Annotated in this window: 20 protein-coding genes and 1 other RNA gene; 7 read left to right on the forward strand and 14 right to left on the reverse strand. The window is 44.7% G+C overall.

The window, feature by feature from the left end; translation table 11 throughout:
- Positions 1-93 precede the first annotated feature (93 nt).
- A complete protein-coding gene (locus AACU59_RS16125; RefSeq protein WP_094125280.1) occupies positions 94-537 on the forward strand; it encodes an Lrp/AsnC family transcriptional regulator in 444 nt (147 codons plus the stop codon).
- A 158-nt stretch (positions 538-695) separates the two neighbouring features.
- The gene (locus AACU59_RS16130; protein ID WP_094145481.1) at positions 696-2333 is read left to right on the forward strand and encodes a phosphoethanolamine transferase; all 1638 of its coding nucleotides are present in this window, start codon (positions 696-698) and stop codon (positions 2331-2333) included.
- A gap of 29 nt (positions 2334-2362) precedes the next feature.
- On the opposite strand, the gene AACU59_RS16135 is transcribed toward AACU59_RS16130, so the two are convergent.
- From AACU59_RS16135 to AACU59_RS16165, 7 genes are read right to left on the reverse strand one after another with little or no spacing between them, the layout of a single operon-like run.
- Positions 2363-3775 (reverse strand): sensor histidine kinase, encoded by a 1413-nt coding sequence (locus AACU59_RS16135; RefSeq protein WP_094145480.1) that lies wholly within the window; start codon positions 3773-3775, stop codon positions 2363-2365.
- The gene (locus tag AACU59_RS16140) at positions 3765-4421 is read right to left on the reverse strand and encodes a response regulator (protein WP_013856454.1); all 657 of its coding nucleotides are present in this window, start codon (positions 4419-4421) and stop codon (positions 3765-3767) included. Before AACU59_RS16140 ends, AACU59_RS16135 begins: the two co-directional genes overlap by 11 nt.
- Positions 4422-4424: 3 nt before the next feature.
- Positions 4425-5054 (reverse strand): tetratricopeptide repeat protein, encoded by a 630-nt coding sequence (locus AACU59_RS16145; RefSeq protein WP_176212345.1) that lies wholly within the window; start codon positions 5052-5054, stop codon positions 4425-4427.
- Between the two features lie 27 nt (positions 5055-5081).
- Positions 5082-5879 carry an SDR family oxidoreductase gene (locus tag AACU59_RS16150; protein ID WP_094145479.1) on the reverse strand — a complete coding sequence of 266 codons (798 nt, stop codon included), beginning with the start codon at positions 5877-5879 and terminating at the stop codon, positions 5082-5084.
- Positions 5869-6603 carry a TenA family transcriptional regulator gene (locus AACU59_RS16155; protein WP_094145478.1) on the reverse strand — a complete coding sequence of 245 codons (735 nt, stop codon included), beginning with the start codon at positions 6601-6603 and terminating at the stop codon, positions 5869-5871. Before AACU59_RS16155 ends, AACU59_RS16150 begins: the two co-directional genes overlap by 11 nt.
- Position 6604: 1 nt before the next feature.
- Complete coding sequence (locus tag AACU59_RS16160; protein WP_081245310.1) at positions 6605-8104, reverse strand: AMP-binding protein; 1500 nt, start codon at positions 8102-8104, stop codon at positions 6605-6607.
- Positions 8105-8114: 10 nt separating this feature from the next.
- On the reverse strand, positions 8115-8723 hold the full coding sequence (locus AACU59_RS16165; protein WP_094145477.1) for a thermostable hemolysin: 609 nt from the start codon (positions 8721-8723) through the stop codon (positions 8115-8117).
- A gap of 377 nt (positions 8724-9100) precedes the next feature.
- Here AACU59_RS16165 and AACU59_RS16170 point away from each other — a divergent pair, with 377 nt between their 5' ends.
- A complete protein-coding gene (locus AACU59_RS16170) occupies positions 9101-9586 on the forward strand; it encodes a VOC family protein (RefSeq protein WP_013856448.1) in 486 nt (161 codons plus the stop codon).
- Between the two features lie 127 nt (positions 9587-9713).
- Here AACU59_RS16170 and AACU59_RS16175 read toward each other — a convergent pair whose 3' ends face one another.
- The 4 genes from AACU59_RS16175 to AACU59_RS16190 form a co-directional block, all read right to left on the reverse strand.
- Complete coding sequence (locus tag AACU59_RS16175) at positions 9714-10613, reverse strand: LysR family transcriptional regulator (protein WP_161437731.1); 900 nt, start codon at positions 10611-10613, stop codon at positions 9714-9716.
- A gap of 177 nt (positions 10614-10790) precedes the next feature.
- An RNA gene (gene ffs, locus AACU59_RS16180) (signal recognition particle sRNA small type) lies at positions 10791-10887 on the reverse strand.
- A gap of 173 nt (positions 10888-11060) precedes the next feature.
- Complete coding sequence (locus tag AACU59_RS16185; protein ID WP_094145255.1) at positions 11061-13127, reverse strand: GGDEF domain-containing protein; 2067 nt, start codon at positions 13125-13127, stop codon at positions 11061-11063.
- 83 nt (positions 13128-13210) lie between these two features.
- Positions 13211-13954 carry a hypothetical protein gene (locus AACU59_RS16190; protein ID WP_013856445.1) on the reverse strand — a complete coding sequence of 248 codons (744 nt, stop codon included), beginning with the start codon at positions 13952-13954 and terminating at the stop codon, positions 13211-13213.
- 69 nt (positions 13955-14023) lie between these two features.
- Between AACU59_RS16190 and AACU59_RS16195 the strand changes: the two genes are divergently transcribed.
- The gene (locus tag AACU59_RS16195) at positions 14024-14326 is read left to right on the forward strand and encodes an MGMT family protein (protein WP_013856444.1); all 303 of its coding nucleotides are present in this window, start codon (positions 14024-14026) and stop codon (positions 14324-14326) included.
- A 111-nt stretch (positions 14327-14437) separates the two neighbouring features.
- Here AACU59_RS16195 and AACU59_RS16200 read toward each other — a convergent pair whose 3' ends face one another.
- Positions 14438-14869 carry a YbaY family lipoprotein gene (locus AACU59_RS16200; RefSeq protein ID WP_047687881.1) on the reverse strand — a complete coding sequence of 144 codons (432 nt, stop codon included), beginning with the start codon at positions 14867-14869 and terminating at the stop codon, positions 14438-14440.
- A gap of 146 nt (positions 14870-15015) precedes the next feature.
- Here AACU59_RS16200 and tesB point away from each other — a divergent pair, with 146 nt between their 5' ends.
- Positions 15016-15876 carry an acyl-CoA thioesterase II gene (gene tesB, locus AACU59_RS16205; RefSeq protein ID WP_013856442.1) on the forward strand — a complete coding sequence of 287 codons (861 nt, stop codon included), beginning with the start codon at positions 15016-15018 and terminating at the stop codon, positions 15874-15876.
- A gap of 19 nt (positions 15877-15895) precedes the next feature.
- On the opposite strand, the gene AACU59_RS16210 is transcribed toward tesB, so the two are convergent.
- The gene (locus AACU59_RS16210; RefSeq protein ID WP_010319994.1) at positions 15896-16357 is read right to left on the reverse strand and encodes an Lrp/AsnC family transcriptional regulator; all 462 of its coding nucleotides are present in this window, start codon (positions 16355-16357) and stop codon (positions 15896-15898) included.
- A gap of 119 nt (positions 16358-16476) precedes the next feature.
- Here AACU59_RS16210 and AACU59_RS16215 point away from each other — a divergent pair, with 119 nt between their 5' ends.
- Entirely contained in the window at positions 16477-17544 is a 1068-nt protein-coding gene (locus AACU59_RS16215) for a PLP-dependent cysteine synthase family protein (protein WP_094145256.1), read from the forward strand.
- A 57-nt stretch (positions 17545-17601) separates the two neighbouring features.
- Here the strand turns inward: AACU59_RS16215 and AACU59_RS16220 are convergent, their stop codons facing one another.
- Positions 17602-18471, reverse strand: a complete 870-nt coding sequence (locus tag AACU59_RS16220) for a Tim44 domain-containing protein (protein WP_013856439.1) — start codon at positions 18469-18471, stop codon at positions 17602-17604.
- 178 nt (positions 18472-18649) lie between these two features.
- Between AACU59_RS16220 and AACU59_RS16225 the strand changes: the two genes are divergently transcribed.
- Positions 18650-19246 carry a TetR/AcrR family transcriptional regulator gene (locus AACU59_RS16225; RefSeq protein ID WP_013856438.1) on the forward strand — a complete coding sequence of 199 codons (597 nt, stop codon included), beginning with the start codon at positions 18650-18652 and terminating at the stop codon, positions 19244-19246.
- The last annotated feature ends 8 nt before the right edge of the window (positions 19247-19254 follow it).

Raw genomic sequence — 19254 nt, forward strand, 5'->3', positions numbered from 1 at the left:
TTTAATAATGATGAACAAATAATAATGGTATCGGCTGGCAATATTGTGCTTATATTGGTCAATACCACCAATATTGAGCAATAAAAATAAGCCATGGACAGATTTGACGAGAGAATATTGCAAGAGCTACAACTTGATGGCCGAGTCGCGAATGTAGAACTGGCTGAACGCATCGGCTTATCGCCCTCCGCCACGTTGCGCCGCGTGCAGGATCTCGAGCGTAAGCAGATCATTAAAGGCTATCGAGCGGTCTTAAATAAAACCCAACTTGATGTCGGGTTTGTCGCTTATGTGGCAATTGGCTTAAACAGCCACACGAAAAAAGCGCAGCTCAGTTTCGAAGAACATGTGCGCTACGCCAAGGAGGTGGTCGAATGCCACAATATTACCGGGATGAACGAATATTTGCTGCGCGTCGAAACCAAAGATCTCAGCGCCTATAAACGTTTTCACGCCGATGTGCTTGGTGAGTGCTTAACGGTGAAATCGATCACCACCATGGTGGTCATGGACTCTCCTAAAGACGAACGGCAATAGTATTTACGCCATCACTTTTAGCATTCGGCAAGGTGCGCAAGGTACTAAGATAAGTAACTACCAAAAACTCATCTCATTCTAACGATTGAATTTCTTAAGCCTTTATTAAGAAAAGATCTTTATAAGTTCCATAACGTCTTCTCATCACACGGTATGTTATGGAACCCACAATGAAAAATCCTCGCTTCTCATACGCAAGTATTACCTTGTTGCTTGCTCTCTATTTCAGCTTGGTACTCAACATCCCTATTTATGCCAAATTGGCACAGATTTTTTCGGCTACTGAGCAGTTCAATTGGGGGTTTGCGTTCTCAATACCGATTTTTTTCTTTTTGGCGCTGAACCTTATTTTCCAACTGTTTTCGTGGCCTTATTTTCTAAAACCTTTTTTTGCGGTCTTACTCATCCTTTCTGCTGTGGTGAGTTATGCGAGTTACAATTACGGCACGATTGTCGACCGAGACATGTTGCTCAATGTCGTTGAAACCAATAGCAGTGAGGCAGGCTCTTATGTCAGTCTCTATTCCATTGTCTGGATCTCAGCGTTGGGCATCCTCCCTGCTGCTCTATTACTGCTTTCGCCACTTAAAGTAGAAAAATCCATTTCCCGCTTTTTAGGCTATAAAGCGCTATCAATATTGCTCTCTTTACTCGGCATCGTCATTATTGCGGCGCTGTATTATCAGAACTATTCGTCGGTTGGACGCAACAATAGTTACCTCAAGAAAATGATCATCCCCACTCACTTTGTCTATAGCGCTTATGGTCTTGTGAAAGATCGCTATTTTACCGAGCCCGTGGTGTATCAAATTATCGGCGCTGATGCGCAGCAGCAACCGAAAATTACCCATAGCCGTGATGCAGAAAAACCAACCTTAGTCTTATTTGTGCTAGGAGAAACGGCTCGCGCACAAAATTACCAATACTATGGCTACACACGTGATACCAATGCTTATACCGCGCCTTATCAGCCTATATTTTTCAGTGATGTCGCCTCTTGTGGTACTGCGACAGCGGTCTCTGTACCTTGTTTATTTTCCAATATGAATCGTGATAATTTTGATCGTACCAAAGCGGATAACCAAGACAACGTCCTCGATATTTTGCAGCGCGCAAGCGTCGACCTCTTATGGAAAGAGAATGATGGAGGCGATAAAGGCGTCGCGAAAAATATTCCGCAGAAAGAGTTGGATAAAACTGCGCGAGAAGGCCGATGTGACGGCAGTACTTGTTATGACATCACAATGCTAGACAATTTAGATGAAGAAATTGCCAACCAAACTGGTAACCGAATGATTTTCATGCACATCATTGGAAGTCACGGACCAACCTACTTTAAGCGCTATCCTAAAGACATGGCTAAATATCAACCTGATTACCCAAGAGCGGATATTGAAAATTGCAGCGTTGAGCAGATAGTGAATACTTACGACAACACTATTCGTTATACAGATTTTGTTTTGGCGCAGCTGATTGAAAAGCTAAAATCACTGCAAGCGCAATACAACACCGCATTGATTTATGTCTCCGACCATGGGGAATCGCTGGGAGAAAATGGACTGTTCTTACATGGCATGCCGTACAGCCTAGCACCCGATGATCAAACTCAAGTACCGCTTTTAGTCTGGTTATCTGACGGATTCGCCCGTACGAAAGGCGTGAATAAAACCTGTTTACGTCAAACAGCCACTCAGCCCTATGCTCACAGTAATCTCTTTCACTCTTTACTTGGCATTATGGATATATCAACCAATGCATACGAGAAAGCGCAAGATATTTTTGCGCCATGCCGCTAAAGAGTATGGATAAAAACAGAAGAGACCCGTTAACTTAGATGAAAACAAACCCTGAAGATGTTGCTGTCGTTGTGTCTCGGCAGCAACTCGACAGTGGCATTATGCAGCGCGGCGATATCACGGCAAATCGACATTCCAAGCCCTGCCCCATCGCCTTTTTCACTGTTAGCTCGATAAAAGTTATCAAATATTTTTTCTCGGGCTTCGTTCGTGATGTTGGGGCCGCTATCAGTCACATTCACTTGAATAAACTGATCATCGCCATGCAACGTAATATCAATGTGGCTGTGTACGCCAGAATAGCGCATCGCATTATCGATTAAGTTTTTAAACAACACGCCGAGTAATAGCTCGTCGCCTTGAACCGACAAACTCTGCCCTTCAAAGCTCAATTGTTGGTCGTGCTTTAACGCTAACGGCGCAAGGTCTGCGATAACTTGCTTAATAGAGACTGAGAGATCGACCGTTTGTGATGACAATTCCATAGTGCTTTCGACTTTGGCTAACATCAACAACTGATGAATAAGGCGGTCAGTACGCTCAATACCCTTAAGAATCATGTCCAGATCATATTTCAGTTGCTGCTCATTCTGGCTGAGCATGGCGTTTTCGGCATTTAATCTCAATACCGTCAGTGGCGTTTTAAGTTCATGAGCAGCCATACGCGTAAAGCGCTTCTCTCGCTGCCAAGCCAATTCTAATTGAGCCAACAGTTGGTTGAGTGTCTCTACTAATGGTGAAAGTTCGGTGGTTTGTTCTGTAACGTAAATGCGATCCAACTTGTGGACACTGCGAATGGCAATCGCCGATTTTAGCTCTTGCAGTGGTTTGAAACTTCGTCCAATAAGCATCACCAGCACCAAAATAACGCATGGGATCAGGATCAATTGCGGCAACGCGGTCGACAGTGCAATTTCATTGACCATTTCATCACGAATACTCTGTTTTTCCGCAACGAGAATGTATTCCGAACCGTGATCAGGATGAGGTTGCGACAACTGAAAATAGCGCCATGTTTGGCCATCAATGGTGACGCTGCCAAATCCATTATTGCTGGCATTGCTGCTAAAAGCGGGTTGCTGGCTATCGGAGCTGTACATCAACTGACCATCTCGATAAAACTGAAACAGAATGTACCGCTCATAAGGGTGACCATACTGCGTTGCCATCTCCTTGTTGGCTTGCGAAAGACGTTCAATGCTTTGCATCCACTGATCAAACTGTTGATGAAGATCGGCATTGTCTCCTTCTTTTATAGAGACAGAAGTCGCCATCAACAGTAATTTTGCCGATTGACCTAAGCGCGCATCGTACACCTCCTCAACTTCATGTTGAGCAGTAGAAAAACTGAAATAAAGAGAAATGAGCAGTAAGCCACCGCTTAACCATACCGCCGACTGTGTTAAACGACGTTTAATCGAAAAGATTTTTTTATTTTTCAATCATATACCCCACACCACGGATATTTTTGATGACATTTTCTGGCATTTTTTTACGCAAGTTATGAATGTGAACTTCGATAGCGTTGTCACTGCTGCCTTCGTCCCAGCCATGAAGCGCTTGTTGCAATAGCTCTTTGCTCATCACTCGCCCTGCTTGAGTGATCAAACTGGCGAGAATTTTATATTCATTGCGCGTCAGTTTAAGGGGTTGCTGACGATATTCAATCTCCTGTTTGGAAAGAGAGAGGCTCAGATCACCAATCGAAATCAGAGCCTCGGCGCTGCCCGAGCTGCGACGAATGATAAGCCGTAAACGTGCCAGTAGCTCTTCTAGCGCAAAGGGTTTACCTATGTATTCATCGGCTCCTCCATCTAACCCTTTGACGCGATCGCTAATATCATCACGCGCCGTTAGGATCATCACAGGCAGCGAATAACCGGCGTTTCTAATGCCACGCAACACCTCAAGACCATCCATATCCGGTAAGGTTAAATCCAAGATCACCGCCGAAAACTGTTCAGTTTTGAGCGCACACGCCACGCCGCCACCTTTTTCTAGCCAATCCACCGTATAACCTTGGCGAGTCAACGCCACCTGCATTGACTCGCCCAGTTGTTTGTCATCTTCGACTAATAATAAACGCATACGTTATTTTAAATTCTCCAACAAAAGGGCAATTTCTTGCTGACGCCCAGCATCGGCAATCGCTCTTTGTGGCCTTGCTGGTGCTTGTTGTGCTTGTAACAGGTACTTTCTTGCTTCATCGGTTCTGCCTTGCTCGGCAAGAAAATCACCGTAAAAATAGTTGGCATCAATTCCTGTCGGGTTAATCAGCAGTGCTCTTTGCAGCAACTCTTCCGCTTTAACGTCGTCGCCAAAAGCCACTGGCCAGCCGGGCACTTTGTAATATAAGGTGCCTAAACTCGTGAAAGCCGAGCCATCTAAGGTATTAGGCGCTTGATCGATAACCTCTTCGTACAATAATTTCGCCTCTTTCACTAAAGATAGCGCACCCAACCCACCTTTTACGCCCGCTAATGAGGATTTATTGATGGCAAGCCACACTTTGAGTTCTGGGCTGTTGCTTGATTGCATCTCTAAGGTGTTACGCATAATGACACGCTCAAAACAACGTTCTTGATCATCGCTCGACTTCATTTTGTATTGGCATTTGGCCCAATCAGATTGAACCTGAGCTAAAGGAGTGATCGCAAAAGCGGGTGTCGTGCTTACCGCAAAGATGACCAATGCACTGGCCCATTTAAACACAGTTTTCATATGTTGTTCTCCTTGAATTATCACGCTTTAACGGTTCAAAAAGGCAAGAATGGTCGCTTGCTGCTTTTTAATTGCCGACGAAATCACTGCTGGCCATAGTTGATTTAATCGCACCAACACTTTTTCAGGCCAGCCAATCCAGCGAGTTGTTGATTCGCTTTCGAGCATACTAAGCACATGTTGGGCAACAACCTCTGGCTCATCACAGTGGTTGCCTACGGCTTGGTTGAACTGGTTCACCGTGTCATTATTCAGCTCGGTATTGGTCGCTCGCGGCGCTAGGTAAAGTACCTTGATACCCGTCCCCTCAAGCTCACGCTGCATCGCTTCACTAAAACGGTGCAACCCTGCTTTGGTCGCGCAGTACGTGGCATAACCCGGGTAACCAATAGCCCCTAAACTTGAGCCAATATTTAAAATAATCCCCGGTTTATTCAACCAATGTATCGCCGATTGAGTCAGTTGCATCGGAGCAAGTAAATTCAAATGCAGCTCCTGCTGCACTGAAACTGCGGTTCGTCTGGCTAATAAGCGAAACTGGTTAATGCCCGCATTATTGATCACCACACTGATTCGTTTCTGGCCCATAAAAAAGCGCTGAATGAAGGTGTTGATCTGCTCTATTCCTGACTCTGTGCTTAAATCTGCACTCAAAATCAGATGCTTCTCAGGCATGGGTAGCGTTTGCCGAAGTTGCTCGAGTTTTTGACCATCACGAGCCACCAGAACTAGACTGGATCCTTGCTTAGCAAGCAGCAATGCGATGCGTTGCCCGATACCACCGGAAGCGCCGGTGAGTAAAACATGTCGATGATTAAGATCCATATTGCGACCTTACACCTTGCGAAGCTAAATCTTGCGAACCTGCATGCACCATTGACTCGCAAGGAAGCGGTAGTTCTCGCAACATCTGCCCATACAGATCAAACACCATGTTTGCAGAGCGGATGATGGCCGCTTGATCGGATACACACTGAATGTTGTTCATTAACGATTCAAAAAAACGGATGTGCCCTTGGTCAAGTTCACTGTGCGAAGTGAGATAAGTCATCGCCGCATCAGGAAGCTCCAAACGCTGTTTGACTAACCGTGCGATATTCCCACCGACACCCACACTGGTTCCTTCAAGTACCCACACCATACCAAATAAGCTCAATGGGTTGGCGCGATCAATCTGGTGATAAAGATACGCCACCATGAGTTCGATGGAAGCGCTGACGCGCCCAGCGCCCTCATTATGACGCACTGCGTCCACATCACCACCGCACGCTTTAATATCGTTCAAGATCCACTCTTGGTGGCCTTTTTCTTCATCGATGTACTCGGCAATCGCCGTTCGTACCCACTCATATTCATCGCCTAAGCGGCTGCCGCATGCCATCAGCAGTGGCACCGTATGTTTAACATGGTGATAAGCTTGAGTGAGAAAACGAATATACATCTCTAGGCTGATCTCTCCTCTTGCGCAGGCATCAAATACCGGAGCTTGCAACATCTGCTGCTGTGCTGGCTCAGTTTGTGTTTTTAAAATATGGAAAAATTTGCTCATTTTAAAGCTCCTCAGCCATTGAATAGAAGGAAGGAATAGAGATAAAAACCGTCTGTGGATTAGTGGTGTGGCGCGCCAAGCGAGCCTCTTGCAGTGCGTTTTCAATAGCTAAGCGTTTTGGGCGACCATTAGCGGTCAGCCACTTTTGCCAGCAGTGAATATCGCTCACCAACCAAAGCTGCGTGATGTGTGCGTAATCGGGCAACACGCTATTGAGCTGTTGCACGCGCGTAACGAGATCAGGTAAAGGACTGTCACTGACGGCCGTGAGGCCTGCCTGCCCGTCGCCCACCACCACAAATCGATGGTGCGCAATCAAAGCCAATGCTTGAGATTCAATCCATTCAGGGGCCACGTTACGCCCAAAACTGGTGATGATGAGGTTCTTTTTACGCCCGATGATGGTTAAAAAACCCTCATCATCGATTGTGGCCATATCGCCAGTTGACAACCACTCGTGGCTAAACGGCTCACCTAAATACCCCAAAGCCGTGTTGCCTTTAACTAACAATTCGCCATCTTGTGCCAGCGAAACCTGAAGATGAGACAGCACCTGTCCGCACGACCCCGGCTGATTTTGTTGGGGTGTATTCATACTCACGACCGAAGCACTTTCAGACAAACCATACCCTTCAAAAGCGGGAATGCCGAGCTGGCGAGCTGCGTCAATTAATTGGGGAGCCACTCGCGCCCCGCCCACGGCAACCCAGCGTAAAGGCAGCGCAAGAGCTGGGCTCTGCTTGACGACTTCAATTAATGCCAGCAATAACGCAGGCGTTAACACCAAGCTTGACGGCTGAAACTGTTGCAGTGCAAGTGCGAACGTTGCACCACAGAACTGGCTAGAACCGGTCAAGCCTACTTCGCTGCCAAAGACAACTGTCGATGTCACACCCAGAATCAAAGGAACATACACACCCGTAATATTTTCCAACAAGGTTGAGAGAGGCAGCATCACGAGGTGACGCTCAACTTGCGCGGACATTTTCTCTGCGATCGCCAGCGTGACCGCTTGCATGTTTTCGTCACTCAAACACACCCCTTTCGGCGTTCCGGTGGACCCAGACGTAAAGGTGATTTTTTGCGTCAAAGGCAACACCTGTGCTGATGGATTCGCCAAATAGACAAAAGCAGGTAGATGGCTGAGCGTTGAGAAAGGTTCACCTAGCGTTGGCCAATCACCTAAGCAAACATCAACCCCTGATTCATACAGTAAGTGTTCAACCTGTGCCTTGCTAAAGAAAGTAGGTACAGGAACGAGCACTATTTTTGCGTGCATGGCCGCAAGGTCGATGATCACCCAATCCAAACTATTTTCAGCTTTTAATGCAATACGCTGAACCTGCCACTGGCACAATGTGCGTGCTGTGGCTTCCACCTTCTCTAAGAGCTGTTGATAGCTCAGCGCTATCTTTTCTTGTTTGGCATTGTGCCCAATGAAGGCAATGCTATCTGGCTTTTGCTGCGCATGTTGATGAAGCGCCGATAAAATTCGGTTCATAGCAAAGGCCTCACGCTTGTTTCTGGTTTAAATGAAATCGGTTGAGCAACGCCAGCCCCTGCGCCAAATTTCCCGCTAAAATTCGAGGGCTGTGTTGGTAATAACTGCCCCAAATTTGGTTGGCGTTAGGAATGCAAGATGCTGACGCTTTCGCGATCAATGTCGGTTGTAAACCAAATCGACGCATCAAAGCATGCAGTGGATCCGTTGCTGTAAAAACGCACCATTCATACCCTAAATCAACCAGCTGTTGAGCGATCAAAGTAAAGTGCAGTGCCGATAAACCACGACCGAAAGAGGCCAGTTGGCCAAATTCAATCAAAGCACTTCGGGATACTCGGCAATCAAAACGCTGCGATAAAATTTCATCGGCAGGTTGGTCAAGGTATTGTTCGAGAAATAGAGGCTCTTGCTGCGCTACGCGAAAACCACATACGGATTTCATTTCGTCATGATCAAGCAAAGCTAAATAAGCCGGCATAAAAGTAATAAGGCGTGCATCAAACGCTTGCTGATAACGCTCGCGCACAAGGTGTATGGCTTCCAACCAGCGAGGATGAGAAGGATCAATTACGTCCAATTGCAGATCAGATGCTGAGCGTATGGTTTTCATCGGCATTTCCTTTTTGCTTACTCTGTAAACAAAAATAACGGACGTAACTTAAGAATCCCTTAATAAGAGATTTTTTCTTCAACTCAATGGATGAGGCGCCGTTGAATATCCGATACCACTTAGCTCACTCGCAAATGTGTGGCCAAATCTGAACGGAACGATTTTTCTAAATTAGCCTGTCACGGATTGGCTTAGATACGGAAAATTATCATTTTCTACTATCGCCATTTGTATTGGTTCTAACACGAAGACATCTTGCGTTTCGCTTATAATTATAATTTATCATTTTTATAATTACTGATAATTTTATTTAATTCATCAATCTCCATATACTCCCATCTATCGAAACGAAGCCAAAAAATCAAAGGTATTAGGAGCGAATTATGAAAATGAATCACGTCGGTATTATGGTTGGCGATATGGATAAAGCTGTTGAGTTCTACACTCAAGCTTTAGGTTTAAAAATCGTTATGAATAATACACAAGTTATTGAAGAGCGAGAGTCAGCGATTGGCCGCATGTGTATTGCTGTTTTTGGTGAGGGTTTCAAAGGTTTCAATATTGCACATCTAGTAACAACTGATGGTATTGGCGTTGAATTGTTTGAAATGAAAGAGCGCGAAGAGCGTCACGAAGTAGACTTCTCTCGCCTTGGTATCTTCCACTTCTGTCTACAAACCGACGACTTTGAAGGCGCGATTAAGCGCATTGAACAATATGGCGGTAAAGCGCGTATGGATATCATGCGTTACCACCCAGAAGATGATAACAAGCTCGCTAAAATGATTTATCTAGAAGACCCATTTGGTAACCTATTTGAGCTTTACTCGCACTCATACGAAGAAACTTATGCCTCTGATTACGAATAGTCGATCTGTGATGTATTAATAAAATTTCAAGGGCAGGTAGCACAACCAGCCCTTTTGGGTTTCTATTGCAAGGTCAGCTATGAAGCTTTAATGCCAATATCATCTGCTTATGTGAGGTTCAATCAAGTCAAACAACCTTAAAAGAGTGATCAATAACATCAATGACTTGCTCATAACGCCTAGCAAGAGGTGAGTTAAGTTTGCTAACCAAGTAAACAGGTTCTTGTATATCTGCAGTAATGTTGAATATTTTTAGCTGCTCTTTATCCGCGAACAAGTTAACGCACCATCGAGGAACTACTGTAAAACCAATCCCTTTAGCTATAGGAACTAATATTTGGTGCACTTGGTTAATATAGCTTTGCGTCGGAACATCTTCCAAATCGACTAGACGAAGCAAATCATTATTCGCTTGATTGACATATGTTTGGAAGTAGTGAGCAAAATCTGGATGACGAACGACTCCCAATTCTATTAACAAGTCATTTATAGGCAAGCTTTCGTCTGCGGACAGTGGCAATACAAGAGCAAGACACTCCGCACCAACAATACGGCTCGCGAAATATTTAGGGTTAGGTTCTTTTGTCACTAGACCTATATCCAGTTTCCCCTGCAATATCTGCTCAAATATACGATGGTTGGGCGTTGCTTCTAACTCAATGGATAAGCCTGGATAGCTCACTTGCAAAGAAAGTAATTGTGAATAAATCAGCCACGCGAAAGTCCCCGAACAGCCTATAGTACAGCGACCACGGAAAGGTTCGTCGTGTGCTAGATTCTGTAATAACTCAAACTCTTCTTCAAAGTGTTTGACAGCATAATCGTAAACTTTCCGCCCATAGATTGTTAACTCAAATTTCTTGTTAAATCTCTTTATCAAAGGATAACCGCAGGCAGCTTCTAGTTTATTTATGTGCTGGCTTACCCCAGGTTGCGTCATATGGAGTAACTCAGCCGTTTTAGTAAAGTGCCCAATATCGACTAATGTTTTAAAAGTGTTTAACCAAATAGGATTGAGCATAGTCATAAACCAATAGTTATTAATAAATCAACTTTCAATAATAATTGATTATAAATGAATCAGCATGTCTTTGGACAAAATGTATGTTTCAGATTGCAATATGATAAAACATCATTGCATTAGCTTTTGAAACGAAGAAATCGGGAGTGTACGGATAAAGTTTGTCAGCGACAAAAAGGGTGGAGGCCCCAGCCACATCCCGGCACACACGTCGCCTGCTGCGGCTGCTCCCTTCCGGGCCTGACCGAGTTCACAAGTTAGTGTTGCGGGAGGACCAGAGCCTCCATTGATTTGTTTTCTTGGCTTGCTGGCCAAAGAGTGCGGCGATTATCAAGCATCATAGTAATGATTGCAAGCCGAAATCCCAATGGATGGAAGCTTTTTGTTTTAAGTGAACACCATTTGAACAAATCTTCTATTTTCTCTTCTACTCAATAAAATAGGTGGACTATTTTAGCTCTTGTTTGAACTTCTGATTATCTTGAGAAGAGGTTTTGTATTATCTCGTTGACCGCTACCGTGGTGCTTACTTTGGTACATGGCAATATCAGTTTGGTGCAATACTTCTTCCAGGCTCATGAAATGATCTCTGTAATTCGACACACCAATCGCCACATTGACTTTTATGTTTAAATTTCGAGCAGAATCGCTGTAGGTAAAGGACTCTAACTGCATTAACACAGGCTCAAGCTCCTCATCACTATATTGCCCAATCAGGATAAATTCATCACCCCCGATTCGGTAACTACGACCACGCCAAATAGAATCGATACGGCTGGCAAGTGCTTTCAACACTTCATCCCCCACTTCATGACCATAGTTATCGTTTATCGGCTTAAAGTTATTCACATCTAAATAAATCAAGGTTAGATCGCTGTTTAAGCCTCTCGAATAACGGCGATATAAAGCTCGGCGATTACGCAGCTTGGTTAAATTATCGGTAACAGATTGTGAGTGTAGATAGAAAGCGACCACTAACAAGAAGCCAAATACCAACGTAAACAGCCATTGAGTGTGGCGTGAAAAAGTTTTCTCGGCCGCTAACGTTGCTCGCCAATTCGGTTGATAATCATAGGTGTTGATGATTTTCTGCGTATCAATCATCTTAATAGCACGAGTAAATAAAGGAGCCAGCGAAGCGCCCATGCTATTTTTGGGAAAGCCCATTGCAATCTCAGACGAGTAAAAACTACCGATAAATAGATCTTCCTCCAACGGCAATAAGTTATCCGCTTCGCGCAATATTTGGTTAAAGTTAGCACGGTTTAGAACGATGTAATCGACCTCCTTACCGAGCAAGGCTTTGACCAATTCATTTTGAGTTTTATAAACATGTAGCACTTTATTGGGCAGCATTTTTCCTAACAGCTCTTCAAAGAAATCTTCTTTAATCACGCCGATGCGCTCAACAATTAATTCCGACACATTGCTGTAAACATTGTCTTTGTAATTTTCACGCTTAATCAAGACGGCTTCAGGCTGGTAATACGTGTCACTGAAATAAACGTCGGATTTTCGTTGTTGAGAGACGGTAACTGGTACTAGGATATCAATGCGTTTATTGACCAAATCGGCATACATACTCTCCCACGTTTCGTCTGGCTGACTGGCCAGTTCGCATTTGAGTAACAGAATGTCACATGCTTTAAAAACAATGTCCGCGTTTATTCCTTTCACTTTACCATCGTGCTGATACTGAGCAAATTGGCTGATGTTCTCCAATTTTACTTTTAACGGTCGCTGCACGTTTAAGCCGCTATCGATGACGGATTGACGCAACGCCTGCTTGCGGATATCAAATTGGTATTTTTGTACTGATTCTCTAAGCAGTTTTTGTACCGACGCTGAGTGTACATATTCTTGAATTTTGTTGAGTAATAAAGTGTTGTGCCCTTTTGGCGTAATAATGGCAACCGGCTGAATAGGCAGTTGGTCATTAAGCAATTGCGCATCGAGCCCTGCCATCAACATCGGCTTTAATTGATTAATCGCGTCTACGACCACATCGACTTCAGCCGTGCTTAAAAGTTCTTTGGCACGCCGAGCACCATCATACTCAACCTGTATAATATGAGGAAAATAAGCGGCAATCAGCTCACCATAAATCGTTCCTTTGGGAACCCCGACCCTCGCCAGATCGGTTAACTGTACGTTGCTGTGGCTAAATGCATAGGTGTATTCAATATTGGTAGGACTTGAGAAATCAAAGCGTTGAGCACGCTGTTCGGTGTAAGTCACATTGGCTGCAAAATCGCTCTCCCCTTGTTCGATAGCGGTCAAGATCGCATCAAAGCTGGGGTAATTAACATAGTCAATCTCAAGGCGAAATTGGTAAGCAATGGCATCAAACAAAATACGCGTGACAACATCGTCCGCTTCTGTCGCTACTCGATATGTTTTAGCGTTGATTATGGGAGCACTGATGACGCTGTGTGCCGCCGTTGCTAGCCATAAAAGACCTATTAGCCGAAATGCACGAACCATGACGTTTATATTATTGTAATGAGAGGTGAGCATCATATACTAATGCTCTATATATGCATAAGAATGAAGTCACAACTTCACCCACAACATGCTCTAATCTACATTCAGTTGTGTTCTGGTCATTCGGTATTCTCTTCGGTGCTCTTGAGTAGATAATCAGTCATCCAAGCGGTAGCCAGCAAACAGATCCAAACCACGAATACGGGGTTTGGTACATCACTTGTGGGCGAGACGACTAAGCTTGCAAAGCCTACCGTTGGAAGTGTCCAGCATAACAAACCATTCCAATTCACCGCGACTGGTTTGGATTGGGTTAAACTTTCCATCGACGCCATAATGCCAGTAATGCTTAACGCAACTAACACCGCATACGAGAAATCGGCCATCCATAGCGGTAGCAGTAACCCTAGCGCCCACCAACGGTGCTTATTAGATGGCTTCCAGTGCGCAACCGACCACCAAACAACGATAACAGAAAGAGTCTGAATAACAGTCAGCCAGCCTGTACCGCCTAATTTCCCAGCCGATTGAGTAACGATGATACCGACTTGCAACGTCAGTACGATCAACGTGCTCACTAAGATAACGCCCATGCTACTGCGTTTAGAAAAGGCCACCGTCAACAAAGGCAGCAGCACCCAAACACTGACAGAAAGAGCGATTGGCTGATAAGATAAAGTGAAACCATAAGCGGTCATTGCAGCCAATAACAACACACCCGCGACGCCCCCTTGCGGTAAAATCCACAGCGCAGGGATCACGATGGCCAGCACAGGGATGTCCCCTTCGCTTAAACCTATGGCTCTTGCACAAACCACAGCCAACACGGTTGTGATTAGAAATTGAAAGGTAGAAAATAGCATGCCCTCTCCTTATACCGTTCCTTGGTAACTATCGAACTAGGACACTGCTAGTATGGACGAATTGTCAGCATGAACCAATTTTTAGCGCAGATTTTTGCAGTTATACATCAAATTCCCGCAGGAAAAGTGACAACCTATGGGGAAATTGCTCGTTTAGCAGGATACCCCGGCTACGCACGCCATGTTGGAAAAGCATTAGGTAACCTACCTCAAAACAGCCGATTACCTTGGTTTCGTGTGATCAACAGCAAAGGAGAGATTTCGCTAAAAGGAGAGGATTTATTACGTCAACGACAGAAATTGATCGCCGAAGGCGTCGAAGTGAACGAGCATGGCAAAATAAAACTTCGATTATACCAGTGGCGCCCCTAAGCCCCTTTCGGTCAAGCGCCTTTCCCGCTTATCTAGCACGGGAAAGGGCTGTTTTACTATTTCTTGTTTTACTGTTTTTATAGTATTGCGTCTATTTTATTGCTTCTGTTTTTACTGTTTAACACCAACCAAACGCAAATCAACCCGTTTAGTGTTATTCTCATCAGTAATCACGGCGTAATGGGTATCCGTAATGAAGCGCAGTTTTCCATCTACTTCGATGCGAGCACTGACGCTGTAACGGTGGCGAGCATCAATTTTTCGGTTGTCGAATGCCAAGTCAAACTGAAGCGGCACTTGCATTCCGTTAGTTTCAAAGCGGTGTTTTGCGATCACTTTAGCGGGTGCATCAGCCAATGAAACATCTTGCAAAGTGATAGTGACAAGCGCCTTATCCGGCAGTGCAATACGCTCACGGTACGAAACCGTACCCATGATAGATTGAATATTGCTCTCGGAAGAGGTTGGTTTTTGCGCTGACTGGCAACCCACAAGCATTAGACCCAAAACAGACGACATAATCAGCAACAGTGCCTTTTTCATAAGGATAAAACCTCAGTTATGATGTTAGATAGGTGATGATTATAGGTTCGGTTTTATCTGCTGTCATGGTCGTCCATTTGGTATTAACAAGATATTGACTTAGTCAACAATGATAATAATTACATTAAGAATCTCGGTGAGGGTCTATGAGTAAACCATTAAATGAACTATTGGATTTGCTGCAACTGGAAAAGCTAGAAGAAGGTTTATACCGAGGTGAGAGCGAGAACTTAGGTCTGCCACAAGTGTATGGTGGGCAAGTGATTGGCCAAGCACTCTCGGCGGCTCGCTATACGGTTGATTCCGACCGCACTGTTCACTCATTTCATAGCTATTTTCTTTACCCCGGGGATCCTGAAAAACCAATCATTTATGATGTTGAGAATTTAAGGGACGGACGCAGTTTCAGTACCAGACGAGTCAAAGCCATTCAGAATGGTCGGCCGATTTTCTATCTCACTGCTTCTTATCACGGTGAAGCGCCCGGTTTTGAACATCAAAACACCATGCCTGACATCCCTGGTCCTGAAAATTTTGCCTCTGAATCTGAACTGGCAGCCCAGATTGCACACTTATTACCTGAAAAAATAAAAAAGGTTTTTTGTGGCGAAAAAGCGATTGAGATGCGTCCAGTGACCGTAATTAACCCGCTCAAACCACAAAAAGCGGAGCCAAAACAGTACCTGTGGATACGCGCTAATGGTGAGTTGCCAAACAACCAACTCATCCATCAATATTTGCTCGGTTACGCGTCTGATTGGGGGTTTTTAGTTACAGCGTTGCATCCTCATAAAGTCTCTTTGATGACACCTAACTTTCAAGTCGCGACGATTGATCATTCGATTTGGTTCCACCGCCCATTCAAAATGGATGAATGGTTGCTCTACGCAATAGAAAGCCCTACGGCCAGCAATACCCGTGGTTTAGTGCGTGGCGAGATTTACAACCGCCAAGGAGATTTAGTCGCAACAGCAGTGCAAGAAGGTGTGATGCGCTTCACCAAATAAAAAGACTCGGACGAGCAGGCTATGCCAGAGGCAATTGGGTAGTGTACTTCAATGACTCCATTGCAAAGGTTGAAGTCACGTTATTAATCCCTTTCACGCCATTGACCAGTTTTTTATAAAACTGGTCAAAACACTTCATGTCTTTGACCAACACTTTCATCATGTAATCGTACTCACCCGCCATACGATAGAACTCCATCACCTCAGGGTACTCAGACACAGTCACGACAAAATGGCTGTACCATTCGTGCGAGTGATCGCTGGTCTTAATCAACACAAACGCGGTAAAACTCAAATCTAATTTTTCTGGGTCAAGCAGGGCAACTCGCTGCGCAATCACGCCAGATTCTTCGAGCTTTTTCAATCGCTTCCAGCAAGGCGTGGTGGTTAAGTTCACCGCTTCAGCCAAATCATTTAGCGACAAAGTGCTGTCTTGTTGCAGTAATGAGAGGATCATGCGATCAATTCTATCAAGCTCCATAGCTCCCCCAGAATAAGAGAATAATTTTCTCTAAAACTACAAAATGACAGGCAACATAGCAAAGCTTTTCTCTCAAATTAAGGGTAAATTACCCTCATAATAACGATGGAGAGAGAACCATGTGCACCGATCATCAATGGATTAACAACGCAATTCGAAAAATAGAAGCGGACTACCAACGTTCGGCCGATACTCATCTGATCAAGCTCGATTTGCCTTGTGTCGCTGGAGTCGATATTTATCTCAAAGATGAAAGTACGCATCCTACGGGTTCACTCAAACACCGCCTAGCCCGTTCTCTTTTTCTGTATGCCATCTGTAACGGCTGGGTTGGCCCTGAAACTACTATCATTGAATCTTCATCGGGCAGTACTGCGGTATCAGAAGCTTATTTTGCCCGTTTACTAGGCTTGCCTTTTATTGCTGTAATGCCCAAATGTACTGCACGAAAAAAAATTGAGCAGATTGAGCTTTATGGCGGCCAAGCGTATTTAGTCGATCGCTCTGATCAAATTTATGCCGAATCACACCGCTTAGCCAAAGAACTGAATGGCCATTATATGGACCAGTTCACTTATGCTGAACGTGCGACCGACTGGCGTGGTAATAGCAATATTGCCGACAGTATTTTTAACCAAATGCAAATGGAAGATCACCCCGTTCCAACATGGATTGTAATGAGCCCGGGCACAGGCGGAACCTCAGCAACTATAGGCCGCTTTATTCGCTACCAAAAACACAATACCAAACTGTGCGTCGTCGACCCTGAAAACTCGGTATTTCATGATTATTTCAAAAGCCGAGACCCAAGCTTAACCTTGCAGTGTGGTAGCAAAATTGAAGGAATTGGTCGTCCACGAGTTGAACCAAGTTTTATTCCCGGCGTAGTCGATGAAATGCGTACCGTTGCGGATGCCGCCAGTGTCGCTACGATCTATTGGTTGGAAAAACTACTCGGCCGCAAAGCAGGCCCTTCTACCGGAACCAATCTTTATGGGGTTTTGCAAATTGCCAGTGAGATGAAACAACGAGGTGAAACAGGCTCCATCGTGACGCTGTTATGCGACAGCGGCGAACGTTATTTAGATACCTATTACTGTGCCGATTGGGTGAAAAGCAATATTGGTGATTTAACACCTTATCTTTCAAAATTAGAAGCCTTTGAAACAACGGCTAAATTAGCTTAGTGACCTAGCAAAACGCCCAAGACAAACTTGGGCGTTTTGGATCCATCGTGAAAAGTCTTAGCCTTGAATGCCGACAATCAACCAAGGTGCATTAGGTACGGTTAAATCACGCTCTAAATGCCACACATCATTAATATCTTCTTCAATGCCTTCCACGGAATCGCGGTAGCGGCCAGTAAACTGCAAACTCAACTGCGCTTTACTTGCATCGTAATCGGCGCGAACGACTTCAGCGTCTACGTACATCACATCTGTGTGCTGTTCACCGTTTAGCTTTGCGCGCTCTTGTTTTAAATCTTCAAACAAGCTCGCCGATACATATTCTTCAACAGTTTCAAGTTGGTTATGGTTCCAAGCACCTTGCAAAATACGGTAGTGCTCACGCGCACCATTAATGAAAGCGGCCTTATCAAAACCGGCTGGATAGTTATGTGGGATATCGCTGTGTGCATTCGCTCCAAAACCACCCGTGGCTTGAGGCTGTTGTTCAAAATTGTGCACGTTCGGCTGTTCAAACTCCGTTCGGTTATTCACGCCACCAAACGCAGGCTGCTGCCGATTCATGCTACCCTGCTTCGCACCAAGCATACCGCGCATCAGTTTAAAGAGCACAAAAGCAATCAGGCCGAAGATCAGAATATCCATAAATTGAATACCCTCAAACGCGCCGCCAAAGAAAGCCGCTAGTAGACCACCAGCGAGTAAACCACCCAGTAATCCGCCCATCAGACCTTTTTTGGTCGAACCAGCTTTACCTGCTTGATCTTGCTTAATGGTGTCATTTTTTTGAGTCTGCTGTTTGGGAGCTGGAGCCGTTTTATAGCTTTTACCAAACGATTTACCACCACCAAATTTCTTTGCTTCTGCTATCGGTGTGATCGCAACAGCAACCATCAGCAGTGCTACAAGGGAAAAAAAACGTTTCATGTTTTTCCTTAGGGTTATAATTATTGAGGCTTACTCATCATAACCACTTCGGATAGACAAGAAAACCGTTGCTTCTCGCAGACATGTATCAGAATATTGCAAATTAACCGTCCATAAGTTGACGCTTATACACCACCCCACTAGAATATCGAACGTTGTTCATAATTGATACGTAACCATGGCCAGACGAAACGATCACACCCGAGAAGAACTGATTGCATTGACACTCAAGACCGCGAAGCATTTTCTTCAAAATCACACTTATCACGAGCTTAGCCTGCGTAAAATCGCAACCATGATTGGCTACGTACCTAGCACTTTGGTCAATGTCTTCGGCAGTTACAATCTTTTATTGTTGCATGTGGTAGCTCAAACCTTAGATGAACTCTCTTCGCAAGCGAAAAAAGTGGTGGGTAAGTGTAGCGATCCAAAAGAAGCGTTGTATAAATTAGCCTATTGCTACCACGATTTTGCTCAGTTGCACCCCAATCGCTGGCAACTTATTTTTGAACATAATATGAATGGTGAACTACTTCCCCAGTGGCAAGCAGAGCGCATCGACAACATGACCGCCATGCTTGAAGGTTTATTGACCATCCTTGCTCCACAACACTCGCAACAAGAAGTGCTGCAAGCAAGCCGAGTCCTGTGGTCTGGCGTACATGGTATTACCTTATTAAGCGTAGATGATAAATTTTTCGCCGCCGAACCCATCGATGGGAAAGAGCTGATTGAAAACCTACTCTCAAACTATCTTAATCACTGGGCGCGATAAGGACCATC

This window comes from Vibrio sp. V23_P3S9T160, from assembly GCF_963886625.1.
GTDB lineage: Bacteria > Pseudomonadota > Gammaproteobacteria > Enterobacterales > Vibrionaceae > Vibrio > Vibrio anguillarum.